The following is a 21,613-nucleotide window of genomic DNA, read 5'->3' as shown; positions in this document are numbered from 1 at the left end:
CTTCATGATAGATGTTAATCCAACAAATCTTCGAAGTAAGATTGCGCTTGTTTTACAAGACCTGGAGTCTTCTGGGGACATAGTTATAACGACGGCGTTACCAAATTTAGTGGTAGACAAGTTGCTTTCTTCTATTGGTGGTGATGCCTTGTCTTTGCTCGGAGATGATGAGTTTTATGCGGTATTAAGTACGATAAACGCATTAATTCATGGTGTTCAACTGAATGAGCATGACTTCCCAAATGTTATAGGGCTTAGTAAAGAAGAGATGAGGTCTGTACAAAAAAAGTTGATTGAATTAAGAGGTAATAACTAAATAAAAGGGACCAAGAAAATAAAAGCACGAAAATAAAAGGACACCCACTAAGTTGTCTGTATTTTATAATTTGGTCTAGTCTTCAGTTATTCTCAACTAGCTGATGACTAGATCGTATGACCAAAGCGCGCGAACAACAGATATGTTTAGATGCCACGCCTTACTATCACTGCGTTAGCCGCTGTGTACGTAGGGCGTTTTTGTGTGGTAAAGATCAACTAACAGGCTGTGATTATGAGCATCGACGTTTGTGGGTAGAAGAGCGTATCCTTATGCTTGCCAAGACCTTTGCCATTGATGTTTGCGCCTATGCGGTGATGTCAAATCACTACCATGTGGTGCTACGGGTTGATAAGGCGCAGGCGCTTAGTTGGTCAAATAAAGAGGTTGTTGAGCGTTGGCACTGTATTTTTAAAGGTAATTTGCTTAGCCAGCGCTTTATTCGAGATGAATCGCTCGATAACGCTGAAATGAGTGTTTTAAAAGGGATTATCGAAAATTGGCGTGAACGCTTATTTAGCATAAGCCAGTTTATGCAATTGATTAATGAAGGTGTCGCTCGCGAAGCTAATTCCGAAGATCAATGCACTGGGCGTTTCTGGGAAGGTCGTTATAAAAGCCAGGCCTTATTAGATGAAGCCGCATTGGCTGCTTGTATGGCGTATGTTGATTTAAATCCTATCCGTGCAAAGATGGCTAAAACTCCAGAAAGCTCAGATAATACAAGTATTAAACGCCGAATAAAAAAAGCTAAATCGTCCAACTCTCCGAACCAAGCCCGACAACAACCAGCCGATTTACTTGCCTTTGTTGGCAATCCGCGCAAAACAATGCCTAAAGGCTTGCCGTTTCGACTGCAAGATTATATAGAGTTAGTTGATTGGACGGGTAGGCAGGTTCGTGTGAATAAGCGTGGGCGTATTTATGATGATTTGCCTAATATATTAGAACGTCTCCATATTGATCAAAACAGATGGTTAAGTGTAACTACGGATTTTGAAGTAAGATTTAAAGGGCTTGTTGGTCGAGGTCATGTAGTTAGAATATGTGCAGAGCAGTTTGGCCTTAAACAAGCTTCTGGTGTACGTAGTTGCAAGGCCTTATTCGGTTCTTAGTGTTTACTTGGTTTAGCCTATCCTCACTTTTAGTTTTTCTCTTGCCTGAAATGGAAGGCTAATTTCTCATGTCTATTCTTTGGTAATCTTATAGATCTGGTTAACTCTTATACGCTATTATTACGGCTTGCGTCATATTTTTTAAGTAATAACAAAGTGGGTGCCCTGATGTAGTTACATATCTTGCTGCTCTTTGGAGTGTGTAGGTTTTAACTTTAATTGATCATCTGTATTTTGTTTTTTTAATGTAGATAAATAAAGGTGAGTTATAAATGGCTAGGTTACTTGTTGTTACTTTATTATTTTTTGGTATTTCGGCTATAGCAGAAACAGGAGAAGTGAAAGGTGTTGTTGAATACGTTCGTATTCATGATGGAGAAGTGCACCCAAGTTGGTCGCCCCCAGTATTTTGGTTTACTTTAAAAGGGGTTGCCGAAGTAGGGGAGTGCGGTACATGGAAGGGGCGAGCCCTTTTTGCTATGGATAGTAGTGAAGCATATTCGATGGCTTTATCTGCGCATATGGCAGGTAAAGAAATTGGTGTGCATTATGATGATTCAAAAAGAGCAGCAGCTTCACATTACTGCAAAGCAACATATATAACCGTGGGCTCGCCTGTTCTTTAATCTCGTTGTGTCTTGCTTAAGCCGTTTATTACTGAATTGGTAGAGTAAAGATCTAAGGTGGGTTTTTATGCAGTGTTTTGTGACCAGTGTTTTGAATAATTGTACTTTGGTCTTATAGGGAGTGTTATGAGAAAATTGATATTTCTAGTTGTTTTGTCTTGTGTTTTGAATGTATCTAATAGTTATGCGGTAACTCATACATGTAAGTGCACAGTTAATCAATTGCATGCTGGATTTATTGGTGGTACAGGGAATAGCTCTAAATCAAAAATAGAGTGTGGTAATGGTGTATCGTACTATATCGGAACTTTTGATAATGAGCTGGTTAGAGTTCGGCACTCTATGGCTCTTGCCGCACAAATGGCCAATAAGCAAGTTGTTCTTCAGTATTATAGCTCGGATGGAGCAAAGAGCTGTGATGTGGCTTCGTCTAATTCAACAGTCTTTCCCGATGGTATGTACATAGAGTAGCGATAGCACGCATTTATCCATGCGTGCTATCGCTACTAGCTTTCTAATACGTTAAGCCAAATATAGCGAGATATAAGGAATGTTGTAAGTGCGAAATAGTTAATATCTTTTTATGGGTATGCTTTATTTTCGAGTAAGCAAGGAGTGCTTTGTTATTAAATTTTATCGTATGTTTTTTCGCTTCTCTCCCTCCTTGTTTGTTTGGCTGAATTACTTATTGGTCGATATTTTCGATTGGTAGGTTTTTTTGATTGTGTTTTGTGTGATTAAAATATTAAGGAGATGTTTGTGAAGAATCTGTTGGTTTTTTTCTTAGCTTGTTCGGTTTCTATCGCTTCAATGGGAGTGCATGCCAGTGGGGCGGGGTTAAAAATTGAGCAAATATATTACTGTAGTAGTGATTTTGCTCTTAAGATGAGTAATGGGGAGTGGTATCTCGTGCAGAAGTCTAGAGTGGGTGAGCAAAAGCTTTCTCATTTCTTGTCAATGGCAATGTTTATGATGGCTTCGGGTAAGCGAACTGCAAATGTATATCCGGGAGAGCCTATATCGTGGTGTGGGTCAAATAATATGAAGCCTATTACCATTCTAAGTGTTCAAAATTAATGTGTCTGTATGTTTGTTTTTTTCTCGTAATTTGTTTGTGCTGCTGAGGTTTAATCTTAGTTATATTTATTCTCTGTTTAACTTTGTTGGTTTTTTTGTATAGAGAGTGTGTCGTGTTTTTTAAGAGATGTTGTTTTGTTTTTTTTGTGGTGTTCTTTTCGTTTAGTGCTTTTGCTGATAAGTACACATCGCCAAAGAAAACCTCTAATGTTGAAGTTAAAGGTGTAGAAGTGCTTTCTAATGGTGATTTTCGTATCACTTCTAAAACCTCAATGATCGGGTCTGGGTGTTTTGAAAATGAAACTTTGTTTAAGGTTTATGCAAAAGATGATTTAGGTTCTGAAGGTGTAAAGAGCATGTTGAGTGTGGTTATGCTTGCATATTCACTTAATAAACCTATCCGTATCAACCATGACGATAGTCCTAACTGCTTGGTTGATTCTATTCAGATGTAATATGTATATAAGGAAGTTGTATGTTTTTTAAAACCATAGCGGTGCGTTGTTCTATATTGATGCTGTTAGTAGTTTCTGGAGTTGCAAGTGCAGCATCTAGAATGGTGATTGATGTTGTAGAAGTGGGTCTGTCAAAAAATACTAACAGAGTATTTATAAAAGGCGATCAAACTGCTGAAGGGACGAGCTGTGAAGATGGGAAGGTATACTCTATGCTGCTAGAGGGGCCGGAAGCGTATTTGTTTTACTCTGCGGCTTTAACGGCTATGAATGAGGGGCGAAAAATGCGTGTTCAGTATGAGCAAGACGCATGTATCAATGGTGCTGCAAAAGTTGATGTTTTTTGGAATTTATAGGTTAAGTTGTTCAGGGTGATTAAAATGTTAAAACGTATTTTTTTACTTTTTTGTTTGCTTCCTTGTTTTGTTTATGCTGATTCTTGGACGGGTAAAGAAAAGGTAACAGTTATTTATGCCGGTTATAGTGGCTTTATTCTGTTTGAAACAACAGGTGCAATTATCAATCCAGCTTCTTGCCCAGATGCTACTAAATATGCTTATGAAGGTAGTGAAGGCGAAATTAATCGAGTTCTTTCAGTGCTATTAGCTGCGCAGAAAAGTGGTTCATTGATAAAGGTTGCGGAAAGCTCGAGTCAATGTGGTACTGGTGGTGTGGCATTTTTATCCGGTAAAGTGGTCGCTTCACGCATTGCCGCTTATTAACCTTTCGTGTTTTATGACTTTGTTATTTTTCTATAGTAAGTATTGCTTTGTTTTATATTAGATGTGCTTTGCATTGGCTTTTGTATGTTTGTGATATGCCTTGGTGCCATTGACTGCAATAAATTTATTTAAAAGGAGTTTTTATGAAATTTTGTTGTGTGTTGTTTTTGCTGTTTTTTAGCTTTAAATCTTATGCTGGTTACAACGCTAATATAGTTGGCAAGGTAACCCATGTGCTTACTTATACCTATACCAATCATATACTGATAAGGCTAGAAAATCAGCCGTCCTCTCACCCAGCTTGCCAGACGGACTATTTTTCTATCGATGCATCAACACCTGATGCAACTAGGCAGCAGGTCCTTTCCCGTTTACTTTTAGCCTACGCAAGTGGTGAGCCAATTAATATTGGTTATGATGCAGAAGGTGGTTGTTCCCATGGTCGTATGAAGGTGTACCGGGTAGGTTGATGGGGAATCTAAAAAAGCTTAAGTGTGATGCGTTCAGTACAACAGCGTGTGCCGGTTTTTCGTTGTTGTACGGTTGTCGGTTATTATCTAACTACTCTTAATATGCTTCTGTATGCGCTCGGGTTGTTACTAAGGTACGCAGAAGCTGGTGAAGTCGTATGCAATAGTGTCCTTTGTTCCTGCTGTTTTTTCAGAAAGTAATGCTGCAATCATTTGACTTCTTCTTGCTTCAGGCGTGGTTCCATCAATAGCGAAGTAATCTTTGCTTGAACATGCATCCACAGGGATTCCTGGGCCTTCAAGCTTTACTAGCACGGTGTCTGTCGTAGCATAAAAATTTATGTGGGTTATTTCGCCAGTCAAGTTGTGCCAGGCAGCATGAGTGTTTAATGATGATGCTAGAAGTAGCATGGTTGCTATTTTTTGTACATATTTTTTCTCATTAAGGAATGGTTGGGAAAGGATATGGTCATTTAATTTGTAATGAATTAAATTTTTTATTGTATAGGTGTTTGGCACGTAATAGATCTTTGTTTGTTGGGCCGGGTGTTATAGTTAGGTGGTCTTGTTGTTTCGGATTAATGGTTTCATTTAGGGGGATGTATGAGGTTTTTATTAAAGGTTTTTAGCTTTGTTGGGCTTTGCTTGTTTTTGGTGGCTTTAAAGGCTCACTCTGGTACCTGTGAAAATGTAGCGGATTTTTACGATCCGTCTGGGTGTTCAGTTGATGCAAAAGAGTCCTATGTTGATTTTGGTTCTTTAGATGTAAAGATAGTGCCTGCTGATAACGGGGCTAATCTGAATAGAATTCTCTATGTGGTGGGGCCCTACGATTTAGATTTTTCCGAGGGATTAGAACCGCTGGGGCTAGGTAATATCCCTCGGGATTTGCTAGATAAGGCCAAGGCTTCAAATGTCGATGTTGTGTATTTTGATTTTTCTAATAACAATGAAGATTATCTTCAAAATAAAGGTTTGGCCTTAGTTCAAGCAATAAAGAAAATTGAATCGCTTCGTACTTCTAATCAGGAAGTGGTGTTGGTTGGTTTGAGTTTGGGCGGCGTTGTCGCTAGGTATGCGCTGACTACTATGGAGCAGCAGGGGGTGGTTCATAATGTAAGCCATTATATTTCATATGATTCTCCTCATTTAGGTGCGCATGTTCCTCTTTCTCTTCAGTATGTTCCAATCTTCCTAAGAGATGCTACGGAGAGAGCCAAGGCTGATAATACAGGTTGGTTATCAGACAAATTGATGGATATAGGTGAGTGGCTTGTTGATGATTTCGCTTTTAACCATGATTTACTCTTGAGTGAAACGGCTCATGAAGAGTTGAGAAAAGCTAAGTCGACTATTACCACAGCGCAGCTTTTGATTACTGAGAGTATTGATTCGAATGCAGGCAAGCAGTTACTTATACAAAACAAACTATATGGTAATGAAATGCATTCTCTAGGGCTTGCGCTTCAGGCTGAGCTGGCTGCTTTGGGCTTTCCTAAAAACACAAAAACTAATTCCGCCATCGCGAATGGTTCAATAAGTGGAGGGTATCAAGCCGGGGTAACCGGTGATAAGTACTTATATTATAAGTCTCACTCAGATAGTGTTAATAGCTATAACAAGCTTTGGCTGAATGTACACCAAGCGCGTCCGAACTCAGGTCCTGTTATGTTTTGGGGGAGGATGGATTACCAAGATGCAAGCGAAGAATTGTCGTTTGGTGACGGAACGGACAAGTACGAAAAAACTATCTATTGGGAGTGGGCGCCTCATTTAGATGACATCCCTTGTTCGACTGTAGATGTACCTAAACAGCTTGGTGAGCGATTAGGTGATGTGCTTAGTGAAACATGGCCAAATCCATACAGTGATGGAATTGAAGTGCATCGAGAAAGCTCGTGCTTTATACCAACATTAAGTGCTTTGGCTATTAATACGGTTCCAGTTGACACTGTTTCCCCTGTTGACTTATCTCAAAGCCCCTTTGACGTGGTTGTTGCTAACGGTGTAAATGATTTTCACATGTCCGAGTATGGTGTGGGTGGGGCAATGTCCAGCAATATTAGTGATTTATATGATATGGCTATTAGTGATACTTATAACTATCCATGGCTTGTTCCTGTTATTTCTTTAATTCTTAATTAGAGTTTTGGCTATGTAAGGTCTTTTTGATGGTAATGACTCCTCGCATGCTTGTATGTTTTTTACTGACTTAGGTGTTTTATGAAGTTTATTTCTGCGTTCTTATTTCTTTTTTTGTCATTTCAATCTGTAGCTGACACGCAAAAGTTTTGTGGTCCTATCGATACATTTAGAATATGGGCTAATGGTAATGATACCTATGGTATTTGGGTTGAGTATGAGGAGAATCCTTCTTTGTGCCCAGGTGGATTTTATTTAAAGCATGACTCAAATAATAAAGATTATGTGATGAGTTTTCTTCTTGCAGAAAAAGCTCAAAATAATAGGGTATGTATTCAGGCGGTAACGAGCTCCATGAATGGTAGTCGTTGTAGGATTAATTACGTTTACAACCCCTAGTTGACGTAGTTTCTATGAAAGCGGTGAGCGCGCCTTTGAATGCTTTTCTTAGGCGCGTGTTTGTGTTTAATAGGTTTTTAATTGAGGTTGTTATGGGGTTGTCTCGATTCTTTTTTCTCTCGACTATTTTAAGCGTTTTTTTAAGTGCTTGCTCTGGCTTTCCCGGTGAAAAATCGATTAAAGCTGATGTCTCTATAGCAGAGCCGGATCGCATTAGGTTTTCTGGTAAAGGTGCTGGGGCGGGCTTAATGCTCAGTTCATCTATGGGCGCCATGGGTATCGCCATTGGTGTTGCGATAGATGAAGGCATCGCTAAAGAGATTGATGCTAGCGCTGTTAAAGCGGGTTTTAGTGCTAAAGACGAAGTTTTGTCGGCGCTCAGTCAAACCAGTATCGGCTATGTAAGCGGGTTTAGTCTGATAGTAAAAAAATATGGGTTTACTTTAGAGCCTGGTAGTGATGATCAGATGTATGCTTACTGGAGCTTAGAAACTAACTTTGATGATGGGGGGCGTTCGTGTGAGTGGCTCAGTGATAGAGCGGCTTCCACTATTTCTCTAGATAAATCTAAGGCGGAAGCTGATGAAGTAAAGCAGGCCTTAAAGTTGGAGTTACAAGCATTATTAGTTAAAGTTGATCAAGCGTCTGGGCGTTGCTAGTAAATACTTATTATGCTGTTTTTGAGTGTTGCTCGTTAGCTTGCTGTACTGTTTATTTTTTTATAGTGTTTAAGTTTGTTGGTGTTTTATGAAGTATTCTATTTTCTTGGCTCTGGTGCTTAGCAGCTTTTCTTGGGCTGAATCTATCGTGATTGGTGATACAAATATTACTCGTATATTGGTTAATGGTGGTCAAGATTCACCTAACTCTGGAGTGACATGTTTAAAAGTGAGTAGTGAATTATCTGCTGAGTGTTCAGGTGGCTATGTTGCTATAAGAAATAATAATAGCGCCTTACTTTCAGCAGCTCTTCATGCTAAAGCTACAGGAAAGAATGTTTGGTTTTATTACAGTGATAATAGTGGTGATACTAATCACTGCCCTGGTGTTGTATTTACACCGTGCAGTGTTATAAGTATTGGTTTGAAGTAATCATAGTGACTTTTCGGCTTCTTGTCTCATTGCTATGAGTTGGTGTGGTAGTTATGTGTTAAGTATGGCCTGTAGGTTTATAGCGTTTTTAACTTTCGGAGGATGGCGGTGAAACTATTGTTGGCATTAGTTTTTTTATTTGGAACATCATCGGTACTGGCTGCTTCTTGGTCTGGCGAGGTTGTAATGATTAAAGCTATGACGCCCTCTGAAGCTGTTCTTTTTCAGCTTTCTAGTGAGTTAAAAGAGCCTGCGCGTTGTAATGAGCATAAGGCTTACGCTATAGATTTAAGTGCGCCAGGCGGTATGGCTTTGTTTGATCTGGTTCGTCATGCTTATTTAAATGGACTTAGAGTCGAGGCTGAAAGCTTAAACACCTGCGCTGTGTTTTGGAAAGCTGAAGGGGTGAAGTCGATAACGTTAAAACGTTAGATCTGTTCAGAAGATCGGAGCTTATTGCCCTATTGTTCTCATGCTAAGGGGGTATACATAACCAAAACGTCTTAGCAGTTTTTTTTAATAAATTAATACCCTTTCTATTCACTTTACTATCGGCGTAAGCTTGCGGATTAGCGTTCTATTTTGTTTGGCTGTTCTTGGGTGATTAACGCCCTATTTTTAGTCGCTACTTGTCTTATAGGGTGATGCTTTATGGCTATTAATACTATCGGATCAAATACGCTTACACAGACGGCGAATAATATCCAGCAGACTTCTGAGCGTATTGCTTCTGGCAGCCATATTAACTCTGCCGCAGATGATGCCGCTGGCTTGGTTATTTCCAATCGTTTAAGCACGGAGATCCAGGAACAATCACAAGCGGGGCGCAATGCGAATGACGGTATCAGTTATTTGCAGGTTGCTGGTGGCGCTTTTGAAAATATTACGCAAGGCCTTGATCGCATTCGTGAATTGGCTTTACAGGCATCTAACGGGGTGCTGAGTGAATCAGATAGAGGTGCTTTAAATACAGAGGCTCAAGAGCTTAAAGCCGAGATCCAAAGTAGTGTTAAGAACACCAGTTTTAATGGGCAGACTATTTTAAATACGAACCAAAGTGTCAGTATTGTTTTAGGCAGTGATGAGGGTGCCGAAATTGACATTAGCTTGGCTAATTTTGAGCAAAGCTTAGAAGAGCTTGATTTCGAAAACATCGATCTTTCAAGTGTGGCTTCGGCCCAGCAAGCCCTTAGTATTGTTGATGATGTTCAAACTGAGGTGGATAACTCTAACTCTCAAATTGGCGCTCAAACTAATCGCTTAGAGTCTTCGATTGATGGCTTGTTTAGTCGTGAGTTAGAAGCGGTAAGTTCGCGCTCACGGATTCAAGATGCCGATCTTGCTAAAGAGATCTCTGAGCTAAGCGCTAATCAAATTCAATCTGAAGTGGCTATTGCGCTTAGGGTTCAGGCTAACGAGCAAGCTAAAGGTGTTTTACGTTTACTTGGTGAGTAGCGGTTAAATTAATGAGCCTTAATATCTGCGCCTTGCTCTTAGCCATTATCTCGTAAAGAATTGGTCCCACCTATTAGCCCTTAAAAGTATCTAGTGTTTGTCTGTTGGTGCGTACTAGGCTTTGCTTTACTTAGGGCTTCGCCTTGAGTTTTTTTGAAGGCTTTCACATATTCTACGAATTTTATTATTTTAACTATTAATCTGTGCTTATTTGCACTTTTTGTATGCATTAAGTTTGTAGTATGGATAAGTCGTATGACTTTCATGCAAACTTTAAGGATAAAAATAATGGAAAAGAAGCTTGTTATATCGGATATTTGTCATCGTAGACGGCTTAAACCTATCACGGCGCTTGTAGGCCTAAGTACTCTGTTGTTTAGTGGCGTAAGCAGTGCATTATCATGTGATGTTGATTACACAATTACTAATGAGTGGAATAGTGGCGCGCAAATTAACATTAGCATTAACAATACAGGTATTGAAAGTATTAATGGCTACGAATTGCAGTGGCAACTCGGTGAAGGTGAAACGTTTGCTAACGGTTGGAATGCAAACTTTAGTAATAGTGGTAAAAATATAGAAGCTGCTAATAAATCAAATTCATGGAATGGGCGAATTGCTGTTAATGGCAGTTCAAACTTTGGTTTTCTAATAAATAAAAGTTCATCAAAAGCGGTGCAGGTAAATGAGTTTCGTTTAAATGGCGAGTTGTGTGGCTCTTCTGTCATGCCAAGTCCTGAACCAAGTGTTATACCTAGCCTTACTCCGACTCCTAGTCCTTCACTAAGCCCAAGCCCTGTGTCAAGTGTAAGTCCTTCGCCTGTCATTAGCCCCTCACCTGAATCTTCACCAAGTCCTATCCCTTCAAACTCGCCAGAGCCTGCAGGCATTACAGCGCATGTTGCGATAGAAGCAATGGGCAAAGGTTTTAATTTAGGTCAAATGTTTGAAAGTGATCAGCATCCACGTACGTTTACGGCAGCTAAAGCAAAAATAGATGCCTATTATGCTTTAGGGCATCGAAATGTACGTATCCCCATCACGTGGACGGAAAGTATTGATGGCTCGAATCTATTAACAAGTGCTAATAATGGTCAAATTAATCGTCAACACCCTCGTTTAGCGGAAATTACAGCAACCATTGATTACGCCCTGTCACTATCGGGTATGCATGTTGTTATTAATGCGCACCATGAAAAGGGGCTTAAGGATCAAGAAAATGCGGTTATGCTAGAGCGACTCTGGAGTGATATTGCCGATTTATATATTGATAGAGATTACCGTCTGACTTATGAAATTTTAAATGAGCCGCATAAATCTACCGGTAGTAATGAAGGTATGGACCCTGCCGCTTTACGTGATATGACGGGTAAGGCCTATCGTAAAATTCGTGAACTTGATCCTAAGCGTATTATTTTAATCGGCGGTAACCGCTGGTTTGGTGCTCACGAGATGGCTGAGACTTGGCCTCATCTTGATGACGTGGGTAGAGGTGAAGATCCTTATCTGATGGCTACCTTCCATCACTACAACCCCTGGTCTTTCCACGGTAATCATCAAGGTGATTACAACGATAACTGGACTGATAGCCATATTTATGAGCCCATGGATCTTATGATCCAGTGGTCGACTAGTGTGGGCAATAATATGCCGATTTATATTGGTGAGTGGGGCAGCGGCTGGGGCTCGCGTTATCAAGCGATGAACTGTAATAATATTCGCTACTGGTATCAAAAGTTTGATGCGGAATTTGCCTCTGAAAAAAATCAGGCTACGGCCGTTTGGGATGATGGTGGTTGGTTTAAGATTTTTGATCACGCAACGAATCAATTTGATAATAACTTATACCAGTGCATTGATGGTCAGTGTACTTGGGAAGAAGGTGGGCAGCGTTTTAATAGTGGCTGTGACTAATCTTTAACGATTTAGTAAGGCCAGAGAACGAAGATTTTCTGGCCTTACTTGTTAATTTCCTAGTAAATACGCTAGTAATAAAGTAGCGCAACCAATAACTAAGCTAATTAGAGAGTTTGATCTAAATTTTTTGCTTGCTATAGCAATGATCAAACCGCTTGTTAGGCTAAATAAGAGGCTTAAACCAAAGGCAAAGCTTAGGTACCAAAAAAAAGGCCCAGCATAGCTTTTGTGGATAAGCAGTAAACTTTTCCAAAAATCATGTTCAATTACTTCCAGTGTGTATTCACCAGGATCTTCAGTAGGGAAGAGAGTGATGGCGCCTTTGTAGCTATACCAGCTTAACCATTTTCCCTCTTCGTTATAAAAGTCGGTTGGAAAAGGGCCTAGTTTATTTTCTTTAATAAAAGGCTCGAGCTCGGCTTTAACTTTAGCTTCGTCGATGGGCCAGGTTTTATTCTCTAGTGTAAAAGGTTGATGTAATAATTCACTTTCTTCTCCCTCATAACCGAGCATATAAACAAGCCCGGTAGCTAAATAAAGTAGAGCAATAGGAAGAAAAAAACAGGCGATGTAGCTGTGTAAATGCATCCACAGTAAACGGGTTTTTGATCTCATAAAAAATAGGAGCAGCACCGTTTGGGGCGGCACCACTCCTTAAACCTTTGAAGGAAGAAGTTTAGAAGTTTAGAAGTTGTAAGTTACGGTTGCGCGTACATCGCGGCCGGGCTCATAAAGGCCTTTAACCATATTCCAGCCAGGTACGCTACCGTAGTCGGCAACACTGCTTTGGTCACGGTAGTGTTCGTCAAATAAATTCAGTACCGCTAAGTCTACGTTGAGGCTGTCGCCAAGAGGTTTCCAGCGTACAAATATGTCGTGCACTTGGTAGCCGGGCTTCTCAACTTGCTGAATATCGTCTATCCAACCTATTTCTTTGGCTCGATAAAGTGTATTGACGGTGATGTCTTGGGTGTAAGTGAATTGGTATTCAAATTCCCATGCTTCAGAAAGAATGTAGCTTGCACCTAAGTTCCAAGTGTCCCCTCGGCTGTTTGCCAGGCCAATCTCTTCGTAGCCTTCAACATCGTGGCCGTTAAATTGTGGGTCTTCTTTACTGTAGTTAGCTGTTACACGCAGTGAATCCCATTGGTATGCTGCTGCAAGTTCTAAACCTTGGGTTTCGAATTTACCAGCGTTTTCATAATAAGTACCACGGCCAATTTGATCCATAATCACATCGGTGATTTCACTTTGGTAAACCGCCGCACTTAAGAAAAGGTTTTCGTCGGCGTACTCAATACCAAGTTCGGTATTGTTAACTTTTTCTGGCTCAAGGTTAGGGGCGATAATACTGCCCTCTAGGGTGAAACCATCACCGACTTCTTTACCGCGCATAGCTTCGGCGTAACCGATATTCATAGTCACATATTCGTTTGCTTTAAAATTCAAACCAATATTGGGGCTAAAGCCATCACTCGAAACTTTGGTATCGGTCCCGGGTTCCAAAGCAGCTTTTTTCTGGTCTAGGTCGTAGTTGTCGTAGCGCACACCGGCACTAAGTAATAGTGCATCGGTGATGCTCCAGTGATCCTGAATGTAGGCGCCCATTACGGTGCCTTCTTCGGAGTCTTTACTTGCTGGGTATAGACCTTTGCCGTCGCCAGTGCCTGTGACTTTATCTTGGCGGTAGTCCACCCCGTAGGTCAGGCTGTTGCTGCCAAAGCGTGAGGTATTGCGAATATCCGTACCGATGGATTCAACTTTAGCACTGTAGGTACCCCAGTTTTCTGGGCCCGTATCTTGAGCTAAAGTCTGCTCGGTGTAATAAACGGTCGTTTCTAAATTAAGGGCTTGGTTGGGGCTCAAGCTGTAATTAACAACACTGGTTTCGCGTTGAACGTCCATCGGGAAGAAATTGGTTTGTTGGCTTGGGTCCCAATTAGGGCGCTGAGCGTAGTCGCCACTTTCATCTCTGTTTTCGTAGCTTAAACTCAGGTGTTGGTGATCACCAATACCACCATCGGCTTTAATAAAACCTAAGCGCTGTTCGGCACCAGTTGCTTTAATGTCATCGCCATTGCCATCGACCATGTCGTCGCTATTTACTGCTACATAAGAGCCGAGTATGCCCCAGCTATCACCTAAACGGCCATAAAGTGAGGCTACGCCTTTTCTGGAATTACTGTTGGAGGCGTAAGTGGCTTTGGCTGTGCCACCGAAGGTGCTGTCCTCAGAAAGTAGGTCGGAAGCGCTTTTAGTTTTAAAGCGAATGGCACCACCAATAGCACCTGCACCACTGGTTGCTTCACCGGCACCGGCTTGTACTTCCACCTGCTGTAACAACTCAGGTTCAATGTTTACCCTGCCTATGTGGTGGAACATCGTGCTCGTTTGAGGTGCGCCATCAACTGTTACGTTTAGGTAGGTGTCTTCCATACCGCGCACATAGACTTTTTGTGCAACACCTAAAGAGCCGCCTACCGATACCGATGGAATGTAGCGAAAGATGTCACTAAGGTCGATAGCTTGTTGCTTTTCAAGCTCTTCGGGAGTGACTTCGGTGTTGGTCATACGGCCTACGACAATGACTTGCTCAGTGATTTCTTTGTCATTTGTAGTTTGGGTTTGCGCTAGGGCCGAATTACCCCAAATAATTGCAGTAATAGCGGCGCTTAATGAAACCGCTGCCTTTTTATGTAAAAGGTAAGACATGAATGTTCCTTCAGTGTGAAGTTAGCTATAAATCTAATTGCGAATTATTCCCATTAAGGCTTTGTTGGTACAGCACTGTTGCATTTGTTACATATGCAACAGTGCTGTTACGGCTTAAATTCAGGGCGCAGAAAATTTTTCGATATTTATACTGATGTGGGTAATAAGTCTTATGTGTGAATCAAAGTGCTTTAGGTAGCTCTATAGAAATACACAGCCCAGTAGAGCGGCGATTACTTGCATGAATACTCGCACCAACTAGGGCGAGTTGGCGACGGGCTAAAGCGAGACCAAGACCAAAACTGGAGTTGTCTTGTGAGCGGGCTTTATCGACACGAAAGAAGGGTTCAAAGATGGATTCAAGCAGGTTTTCAGGAACACCAGGGCCGCGGTCTTTTACTCTGAGTAGGTAAGTACTGTTGGTATCGCTTAGTGACAGTTCCACTTTTTTGCCATGTGGAGTAAAACGTAGGGCGTTACGTAGCACATTCTCTAAGGCTTGACCTACCGCTCTATGGCTGCTGTTTTGTAAAATTGCATGTTTTGGAAGTTGGCAGTCTATTTCTTTGTGAGGAAATTCGAAGTGAGCATCGTCTACAATTACATCGCATAGATCAACTAGATCTAATGTTTCTTTATCGTGTTCCGGTGTTTCATTTTCTAACCACGCCAAGCTTAGGGCATCATTAACCAAGCGCCTTATATTTTTTGATTCGCGTTCAACACGATTTAAATTTACTTTACTGTTCTGCTTTTTTTGTGCGGCGTCTAAAGCGATGTCCAAGCGAGTAAGTGGTGTACGTAATTCGTGGCTTAAATCGGCAATAAGCTGACGTTGATTAACTAATTGTTTACCAATATGGGCCGCCATTTGGTCAAATGTTTGAGCCAGCTCGCTTAACTCATCGTGAGGTCTAAGCATGGATTGACTTGCTCTTACATCATAATTACCGCGAGCAAATTCTTTGGTCGCTTTTTGTAAGTGGCTTAAGGGCTGCATAATATAAGCGTAAAGACGGATAGCGAGTAGGGCAAGTAAGGCCATTGGTAAAACAATATGTAATAACCAGCGTGTTGTCTGCCAATAGGTTCCGGGGTGCATGCGCTCGGGAAGCTGGATTAAAAAGCTACTCTGTCCTTGGCTAAAGGGCACTTCCATAACAGGGCTGTCTTTGAAATGTAGATGAATTTTCCAGTCGACACTCCGGCCGAAATTATAAGCTGTGTAGCGATCACGGTTTAGTTTATCTCCGGCTACTAGCTTTATGTTATGTTCCAGAACAGCAGCTTGGCTTTGCTCCTGTTGCTCAAGCTTGAGTAACCATTGTTTTAGTTTTTCGTAATCTCCACTTAGATATAATTGCTCCGCCTCTAAACCCCAGGTCTTTAATTGCTGGCGATCTTCTTCGGCTAATAAGCTCATGTCTTGCTCTGCTTGTATTGCCAAGAGGTTGATTACATAAAAGAGCGCAACAATGCCCGCAGCAAAGAACAAACAAAGCCGCCAAAAAAGACGACGACTCATATGTAGCAATACCCTTTTCCGTGAATGGTTTGTAGTTGACCTTGCCAGCCTATTTCATTGAGCTTGCGCCGAATACGGCTTAGATGCATATCCAAGCTTCTGTCGTAAGCGCCAAGGTGACGCTTGAGAATTTGTTGGGATAGATAGGCCTTGCTTAGTACTTGCCCTTGGTTGATACCAAGTTCCCATAATAATTGAAATTGTATTTGGCTAAAATTAAGGTTGATACCGTTAAATATGGCACTTTGTTGTTTTGAGTTTAATTCTAGATTGTGAAGCTCTTGTATGAGTTTATGCTCGATTTCGCTTGTTTGACTTCGTCTTAATAAAGCTTCAATACGAAGTAGCAGTTCGGTACTGTTAAAGGGTTTGCTTATATAGTCATCCGCACCATTTTGCAGACCAAGAATACGCTCTTCTTCAGCCCCTTTGGCTGTGACGATAATGACAGGAAGTTGGCTTTTTTTTCGCAATATATTTAAGGTGCTTAAGCCGTCTCGCTTAGGTAGCATTAAATCTAATAACAACATTTGATAGCGATTATTCGATGCAAGAATTAAAGCCTCGTCACCATCAAAACAGCTGTCTACACAGTAGCCGGACTCCTGCAGTAATTGGCTCATTTGAGAATTTAATTCAGGGTCATCTTCGGCAATGAGAATGTGTGCCGTCGTGGCGCTGTTTGTATTAATGCAGGACAGCATTGGCTTTTTCATCTTGGGCGAATAGTACTTTAAGCCAGACGCCTGCTTTATTCAGGCATAAACTGTTCATTTTATTTAGTGCTTTAATATAGTTTTGGCTAACTGTACTGCCAAGTTCTTTACGTAATTGCCAAGAGTGAAGCTTCACTACAGAGTTAGAGGTGTTGACCTGCTTGCAGCGTCTTAAACTGTAAATTAGCTCAATACTTATTCTACAAAACTGTTGAGCTAAGATGCGTTTGCAGTTTTCACACTGGTTACTTGAGAGCTGTTTTTCTAGAGCACTTAGGCTTTCGCTATAAAAAAGAACGGCTGTATCCCAGTTATTTTGTTTTAAATAGTGCCGAGCTTGTTTTAAGTGGGGCTTGTAATTTACTTGTTGCTTGGGCTTTGGGCTGATTATCTGATGATGTTGGCTTAACATATTAAGCAGCCTCGATTTCATTAAGTTCAGCTAATAATTGCAGTACCCAGCGTTCTATTCGTTCATCTGTTAAATCAAACTGTTGGTCATCATCAATAGCTAATCCACAAAATAGGCTGTTATCTTCATTGACGGCAAGAGAGGCGGCGAAGTCATAACCTTCTGTTGGCCATGCGCCAATAACCCTTGCCCCACTTTTTGCAACTCGTTCATACAGCCAGCCCATAGCATCTACAAAATAGTCGCCATAGCCTAGTTGATCACCCATGCCGTAAAGTGCGACGGTTTTCTCTTTAAGTTGGCAGCGCAAGATGTCTTGCTCGAATTCTTCCCAGTCTTCTTGTATGCCGCCAAAGTCCCAGGTTGGTATGCCCATGATAATAAAATCAAACGTCTCAATCTGTTCAACGCTGCAGTCGCTAACATTTATCAGCTCTAAACTAAGCCCGTGCTGTACAAAGGCATCGGCTATTTTTTCGGCCATTTCTTCGGTGTTACCTGTGTCAGTACCAAAGATAAGAGCGCAATTTAGGTTCATGGGTATTCCTTTGTTGTTTACTGGGTGAAGCTGTTTCTCTGTGACTAAATAGACGAAGTTCTAGGGCTAGCCTGTTGTGACGAGTAATCAATAAGTTTGAGGAGTACTAACATAAGCCCCATTAAGCCGAGCCCTAAGGTTAGGTAAATAAAACTACTTTGCGTGTTGATGCAGCGTATACATCAGTGAGCTTGTGGTAAGCGCAAAGAAGCTAGTGAGCAAGAGTTTAGGCCGGTAGGTCATAGGGCGTGAATAATACATGCAAACAATAATGATTCGCATTATGCTTTTGTGAGTCTAAGGAGTCAAGTTATACATGGAGGTTCGACACTCAAGTCTTGGGTGAGGGGCATAAGTCGTGTGTGAGCTTCTGCCTTCCGCGGTCTTTTTGATATCGGCTAATGTGAACGACAAAATCGAAGTTAGGATAGCTGCCCTTATATGGTCGACTTTGGCAATCTTGGGGATGGGCTTGCAGTGAAAAAAACGAACTTAAAAATACACGATAGAAGCTTTGATTCTCGCCTGTTTATGGGGACGGGAAAGTTTGGGTCTTTTGAGCAGATGAAGCACGCCATTGCTGCTAGTGCGACGCAGTTGGTCACCCTAGCTTTCCGTCGGGTGAATCCAGATAAACCTGAATTTGATTTAGCCCGAGCCTTGATCGATTTGGGGGTCGATTTATTACCCAATACATCAGGTGCAAGAACGGCCGAAGAGGCTTTTAAAATCGCCCTGATGGGGCGTGAGATGTTGGGTACCCAATGGCTTAAACTCGAGATTCATCCTGACCCTCGCTATTTATTACCCGACCCCATTGAAACCTTAAAGGCCTGTGAGTTATTAACCGAACAAGGTTTTGTTGTTCTGCCTTATTGCAGTGCTGATCCAGTTTTGTGTAAGCGCTTAGAGGAAGCGGGGGCAGCGGCAGTGATGCCTTTAGCCGCACCTATTGGTAGTAATCAGGGCTTAAGCACCTTGAGTATGTTGGAAATTATTATTGAGCAAACACAGGTTCCGGTTGTGATTGATGCGGGTTTGGGGGCGCCTTCACATGCGGCTGCAGCTATGGAGTTAGGCGCTGATGCAGTGCTTGTTAATAGCGCGATTGCTGCAGCTGGAGACCCCATTGCAATGGCGGCGGCATTTAAACAGGGCGTAGAGTGTGGTCGAACGGCATTTGAAGCAGCCTTGCCGGCTGTTAGTCGGCAGGCGGTTGAAAGCAGCTCTTTAACTGCTTTTCTTGAGCTGTAGGTGCCAGTGTGAGTTTTGTAAACGAATTTGAAAAGCACAGCTGGAGTGAATTAAAAACACGTATCTATAGCTCTAGTACCGCTCAAGTTGAGCACGCTTTGTATAAAAAAGGTAGGCGCAACTGGCAAGACTTCCTAGCTTTGATCTCGCCTGCAGCCGTAGATTATTTAGAGCCTATGGCCCAGCTAAGCCAGCAGCAAACACGTAAGTGTTTTGGTAAAACCATTCAGCTTTATGTACCGATGTATTTGTCAAATAAATGTGCTAATCACTGCATTTATTGTGGCTTTAGTATTAAAAATCGATTTAAGCGTCGTTCTTTAAAAGACGGCCAAATTTTAATGGAGGCCGAAGCTTTAAAAAATCAAGGCCATCAACAGTTGTTATTGGTGACGGGAGAGACAATTAAGATTGGCGTGGATTATGTAGCGAATGCGCTTGATCTTCTGTCTCCATTATTTAGTTCTGTCAGTATAGAGACCCAGCCTTTTGAGCAAGATGAGTATGAGTATCTAAGAGCTAAGGGCTTACATGGTGTCACTTTGTATCAAGAAACATATAACAAAGAACGTTATGGCGCTTATCACCTAAGTGGTAATAAAGCTAATTTTAACTACCGTTTAGCATCACACGATCGAGTGGGGGCCGCGAGAGTTCATAAGATTGGTTTGGGAGTACTTCTAGGCTTAGAGGATTGGCGAGTAGACAGTGCGTTTGCTGCCTTGCATTTAACGTATTTAGAACGGCAATATTGGCAGAGCCGATTTAGTGTTAGTTTTCCTCGCTTGCGTAATGCCGAAGGCTTTAAACCTGAAAATGAAATCAGTGATAAGGAACTATTGCAGCTGATCTGCGCGTATCGTTTGTTTAACCCCTTTGTGGATCTGAGCTTATCTACCCGGGAGTCACAACACTATCGTGATCATGTATTTAAACTAGGTATTAGTAGTATGAGTGCTGGTGCAAGAACTTCTCCTGGCGCTTATAGCCTAGAAAATGAAGAGCTGGAGCAGTTTGAGATTTGTGATGAGCGCAGTGCAAGTGACGTAGCTACAATGCTAAAGCAAAGTGGCTACGATGTAGTTTGGAAAGATTGGAGTGAGGCTTTTATCGGTTTGGATAACGAATCAGCCACTGGTGTTTAAGATTGCTCTTGTTTAATAAACGGTTTCAATAGGTGAATGTAATAGACTTTAAGAGTTAAGTTAGTTTGTTAACTGTTTTAAGATGCTTTGCTTCTGTTCAGGATTAAGCACATTTGTTGTTTCTATTGCTATTCTCGCTTGGGCGGGGGATTCATTCGCCCAAGATTTGGCCGCTTGCGCTAAATAGTTTTTCCTGCTTTGAGAAGATATGACGTTCTCAGCATATTTAAAGGCCAGCTGTGGCCGCTTACGTAAGTTAGCGTTAATAGCAGCTACGCTTGCGGCTTCCCTTTGTGCACCATTGCTAAGATTTTGATACCAAAGTTCAAAGTCATTAACATGATCTTGGCGCATAAAAGCGTTAGCTATTTCTTGTACGACGATAACTTTGTTTGATTCATTAAATTCAGATAGTCGCTCGATTAATAAATAGTGATCGTGGTTGGCAATATTACTCACTGTAGCAACTAAAACATCGCTGTTAGATTGAAGGTTGTTATCTGCTAAAACATAGTCTAGAGCCGCTTCTGGAATGCCTTGCGAAGCCCAGTCGTTCATCACTGTTGAGAGTGCAATCGCGCGCTCATTCCCTTGAAGTGTTTCTGCCCAGTCTAGGGCGCCATAGATATCTTGTTGTGCTAAAGCATTTGCAGTAGCAGAAATGAGTTGGTTTTTGTTATCGCTTGCATTAAGTTTTGTCACGAGCAATGCCGCACTACTTGGATCTTGCTGAATATATTGGTTTATGGCCCGATTATATAGCTCTTGTGTAAGCGTATTGGTTTGTTGTTGATCTAACCAGTTAAGTGTGGCGTCAATATTTAGTTTGGCCCAAGCATCAATGATGCTGCTTAGTAGGTCTCCTCGTTCATCCGCACTGTAATGTTCATTTAAACTCTGTAGTGCTGCTTCTGGGGCGCTGTGGGCATAGCTATGATAATAAGCTTGTGCCCAATAAGCGTGCTGCTTGTGTTGTTTGTTCTGTTGAAGCCAGTTCTCTATAAAGTTATTTTTATTTTGGCCTGCCACAGCCATAAGTACAGGTATTAGTTTTTGCTGTTCTTGATTGTTTAAAGTGAGTAGGTGTTGTAGGGCTTCTTCTGGGGATACTTGTGCCCACTCAGCAATAGAGATGTTTAGTATGGAGTCGTTTAAGCTGTTGTTCGGTGCCTTGTTTAGTTGAGTTATCTGTTTTTTTATTTGTTTGGCACTTTTAAATACGGGTTGATGGTGGGCTTTAATTGTTAGGCCGCTAGATTCTTGTAAACTTTTGTTGTAACTGTTTGTGCGCTGATCACTTGTTGTGTTGTTGATTTTGGATTGTGCAAACGATATTTTTCCATTGGGGATTAGATCACTATTTTTTGAAAACAAGGTTGCGTGACATAAAAACCCCAGTGTGAAGCAGGCCAGGGTCAAAATGCCTAGTTTCCATGTTTTAATATTGAGTGATCTTACTGTGTTCATACATGTTTTTAAGGTTGATGGGTATAAAAAAAGTAGGGCTAAATCGGCAGCTAGAAAC

General features: G+C 41.4%; 26 protein-coding genes. 18 read left to right on the top strand and 8 right to left on the bottom strand.

Annotated features, from left to right (window positions below):
• Positions 1 to 4 precede the first annotated feature (4 nt).
• The 9 genes from AB1S55_RS01260 (at position 5) to AB1S55_RS01220 (ending at position 4,781) form a co-directional block, all read left to right on the top strand.
• Positions 5 to 316, top strand: a complete 312-nt coding sequence (locus AB1S55_RS01260; protein ID WP_370979962.1) for a hypothetical protein — start codon at positions 5 to 7, stop codon at positions 314 to 316.
• Positions 317 to 432: 116 nt separating this feature from the next.
• Entirely contained in the window at positions 433 to 1,431 is a 999-nt protein-coding gene (locus AB1S55_RS01255; RefSeq protein ID WP_370979961.1) for a transposase, read from the top strand.
• A gap of 272 nt (positions 1,432 to 1,703) precedes the next feature.
• Entirely contained in the window at positions 1,704 to 2,057 is a 354-nt protein-coding gene (locus tag AB1S55_RS01250; RefSeq protein WP_370979960.1) for a hypothetical protein, read from the top strand.
• A gap of 126 nt (positions 2,058 to 2,183) precedes the next feature.
• Positions 2,184 to 2,528, top strand: coding sequence for a hypothetical protein (locus AB1S55_RS01245; RefSeq protein ID WP_370979959.1), 345 nt, complete (start codon positions 2,184 to 2,186; stop codon positions 2,526 to 2,528).
• A gap of 288 nt (positions 2,529 to 2,816) precedes the next feature.
• Positions 2,817 to 3,134: a hypothetical protein gene (locus tag AB1S55_RS01240; protein ID WP_370979958.1), complete on the top strand. Its 318-nt coding sequence runs from the start codon at positions 2,817 to 2,819 to the stop codon at positions 3,132 to 3,134.
• A 113-nt stretch (positions 3,135 to 3,247) separates the two neighbouring features.
• Positions 3,248 to 3,589 (top strand): hypothetical protein, encoded by a 342-nt coding sequence (locus AB1S55_RS01235; protein ID WP_370979957.1) that lies wholly within the window; start codon positions 3,248 to 3,250, stop codon positions 3,587 to 3,589.
• 20 nt (positions 3,590 to 3,609) lie between these two features.
• The gene (locus AB1S55_RS01230) at positions 3,610 to 3,945 is read left to right on the top strand and encodes a hypothetical protein (protein ID WP_370979956.1); all 336 of its coding nucleotides are present in this window, start codon (positions 3,610 to 3,612) and stop codon (positions 3,943 to 3,945) included.
• Positions 3,946 to 3,969: 24 nt separating this feature from the next.
• Positions 3,970 to 4,311, top strand: a complete 342-nt coding sequence (locus tag AB1S55_RS01225; RefSeq protein ID WP_370979955.1) for a hypothetical protein — start codon at positions 3,970 to 3,972, stop codon at positions 4,309 to 4,311.
• A 143-nt stretch (positions 4,312 to 4,454) separates the two neighbouring features.
• Positions 4,455 to 4,781, top strand: a complete 327-nt coding sequence (locus AB1S55_RS01220; RefSeq protein WP_370979954.1) for a hypothetical protein — start codon at positions 4,455 to 4,457, stop codon at positions 4,779 to 4,781.
• 129 nt (positions 4,782 to 4,910) lie between these two features.
• On the opposite strand, the gene AB1S55_RS01215 is transcribed toward AB1S55_RS01220, so the two are convergent.
• Positions 4,911 to 5,300: a hypothetical protein gene (locus AB1S55_RS01215; RefSeq protein ID WP_370979953.1), complete on the bottom strand. Its 390-nt coding sequence runs from the start codon at positions 5,298 to 5,300 to the stop codon at positions 4,911 to 4,913.
• Positions 5,301 to 5,384: 84 nt separating this feature from the next.
• On the opposite strand from AB1S55_RS01215, the gene AB1S55_RS01210 reads away from it, so the two are divergent.
• From AB1S55_RS01210 to AB1S55_RS01180, 7 genes are all read left to right on the top strand, one after another.
• Entirely contained in the window at positions 5,385 to 6,926 is a 1,542-nt protein-coding gene (locus AB1S55_RS01210; RefSeq protein WP_370979952.1) for an esterase/lipase family protein, read from the top strand.
• 78 nt (positions 6,927 to 7,004) lie between these two features.
• Positions 7,005 to 7,322, top strand: coding sequence for a hypothetical protein (locus AB1S55_RS01205; protein ID WP_370979951.1), 318 nt, complete (start codon positions 7,005 to 7,007; stop codon positions 7,320 to 7,322).
• Between the two features lie 62 nt (positions 7,323 to 7,384).
• Positions 7,385 to 7,981 (top strand): hypothetical protein, encoded by a 597-nt coding sequence (locus tag AB1S55_RS01200; protein WP_370979950.1) that lies wholly within the window; start codon positions 7,385 to 7,387, stop codon positions 7,979 to 7,981.
• An 88-nt stretch (positions 7,982 to 8,069) separates the two neighbouring features.
• Positions 8,070 to 8,414 (top strand): hypothetical protein, encoded by a 345-nt coding sequence (locus tag AB1S55_RS01195; protein ID WP_370979949.1) that lies wholly within the window; start codon positions 8,070 to 8,072, stop codon positions 8,412 to 8,414.
• A 108-nt stretch (positions 8,415 to 8,522) separates the two neighbouring features.
• Positions 8,523 to 8,846 (top strand): hypothetical protein, encoded by a 324-nt coding sequence (locus AB1S55_RS01190; protein WP_370979948.1) that lies wholly within the window; start codon positions 8,523 to 8,525, stop codon positions 8,844 to 8,846.
• 219 nt (positions 8,847 to 9,065) lie between these two features.
• On the top strand, positions 9,066 to 9,869 hold the full coding sequence (locus AB1S55_RS01185) for a flagellin (protein WP_370979947.1): 804 nt from the start codon (positions 9,066 to 9,068) through the stop codon (positions 9,867 to 9,869).
• Between the two features lie 288 nt (positions 9,870 to 10,157).
• A complete protein-coding gene (locus tag AB1S55_RS01180) occupies positions 10,158 to 11,783 on the top strand; it encodes a cellulase family glycosylhydrolase (RefSeq protein WP_370979946.1) in 1,626 nt (541 codons plus the stop codon).
• Between the two features lie 51 nt (positions 11,784 to 11,834).
• Here the strand turns inward: AB1S55_RS01180 and AB1S55_RS01175 are convergent, their stop codons facing one another.
• The 6 genes from AB1S55_RS01175 to AB1S55_RS01150 form a co-directional block, all read right to left on the bottom strand.
• On the bottom strand, positions 11,835 to 12,401 hold the full coding sequence (locus tag AB1S55_RS01175) for a hypothetical protein (RefSeq protein WP_370979945.1): 567 nt from the start codon (positions 12,399 to 12,401) through the stop codon (positions 11,835 to 11,837).
• A gap of 69 nt (positions 12,402 to 12,470) precedes the next feature.
• Complete coding sequence (locus tag AB1S55_RS01170; protein ID WP_370979944.1) at positions 12,471 to 14,498, bottom strand: TonB-dependent receptor domain-containing protein; 2,028 nt, start codon at positions 14,496 to 14,498, stop codon at positions 12,471 to 12,473.
• Between the two features lie 181 nt (positions 14,499 to 14,679).
• Positions 14,680 to 16,023: a histidine kinase sensor domain-containing protein gene (locus AB1S55_RS01165; RefSeq protein WP_370979943.1), complete on the bottom strand. Its 1,344-nt coding sequence runs from the start codon at positions 16,021 to 16,023 to the stop codon at positions 14,680 to 14,682.
• Positions 16,020 to 16,727: a response regulator transcription factor gene (locus AB1S55_RS01160; protein WP_370979942.1), complete on the bottom strand. Its 708-nt coding sequence runs from the start codon at positions 16,725 to 16,727 to the stop codon at positions 16,020 to 16,022. The genes AB1S55_RS01165 and AB1S55_RS01160 overlap by 4 nt, the downstream gene beginning before the upstream one ends.
• Positions 16,711 to 17,151, bottom strand: coding sequence for a hypothetical protein (locus AB1S55_RS01155; protein ID WP_370979941.1), 441 nt, complete (start codon positions 17,149 to 17,151; stop codon positions 16,711 to 16,713). Before AB1S55_RS01155 ends, AB1S55_RS01160 begins: the two co-directional genes overlap by 17 nt.
• Position 17,152: 1 nt before the next feature.
• Positions 17,153 to 17,689 carry a flavodoxin gene (locus AB1S55_RS01150; protein ID WP_370979940.1) on the bottom strand — a complete coding sequence of 179 codons (537 nt, stop codon included), beginning with the start codon at positions 17,687 to 17,689 and terminating at the stop codon, positions 17,153 to 17,155.
• A 441-nt stretch (positions 17,690 to 18,130) separates the two neighbouring features.
• Here AB1S55_RS01150 and AB1S55_RS01145 point away from each other — a divergent pair, with 441 nt between their 5' ends.
• Both AB1S55_RS01145 and thiH read left to right on the top strand, forming a co-directional pair.
• The gene (locus tag AB1S55_RS01145) at positions 18,131 to 18,943 is read left to right on the top strand and encodes a thiazole synthase (protein WP_370979939.1); all 813 of its coding nucleotides are present in this window, start codon (positions 18,131 to 18,133) and stop codon (positions 18,941 to 18,943) included.
• An 8-nt stretch (positions 18,944 to 18,951) separates the two neighbouring features.
• Entirely contained in the window at positions 18,952 to 20,088 is a 1,137-nt protein-coding gene (gene thiH, locus AB1S55_RS01140; RefSeq protein WP_370979938.1) for a 2-iminoacetate synthase ThiH, read from the top strand.
• 60 nt (positions 20,089 to 20,148) lie between these two features.
• On the opposite strand, the gene AB1S55_RS01135 is transcribed toward thiH, so the two are convergent.
• Complete coding sequence (locus AB1S55_RS01135) at positions 20,149 to 21,555, bottom strand: hypothetical protein (RefSeq protein ID WP_370979937.1); 1,407 nt, start codon at positions 21,553 to 21,555, stop codon at positions 20,149 to 20,151.
• Positions 21,556 to 21,613 lie beyond the last annotated feature (58 nt).

The sequence above is a fragment of the Agaribacterium sp. ZY112 genome (assembly GCF_041346925.1).
In the GTDB taxonomy this organism is placed as follows: Bacteria; Pseudomonadota; Gammaproteobacteria; order Pseudomonadales; family Cellvibrionaceae; genus Agaribacterium.
Note: the sequence above shows the minus strand (reverse complement) of the source record. Positions and strands in the feature narration are given on the sequence as shown.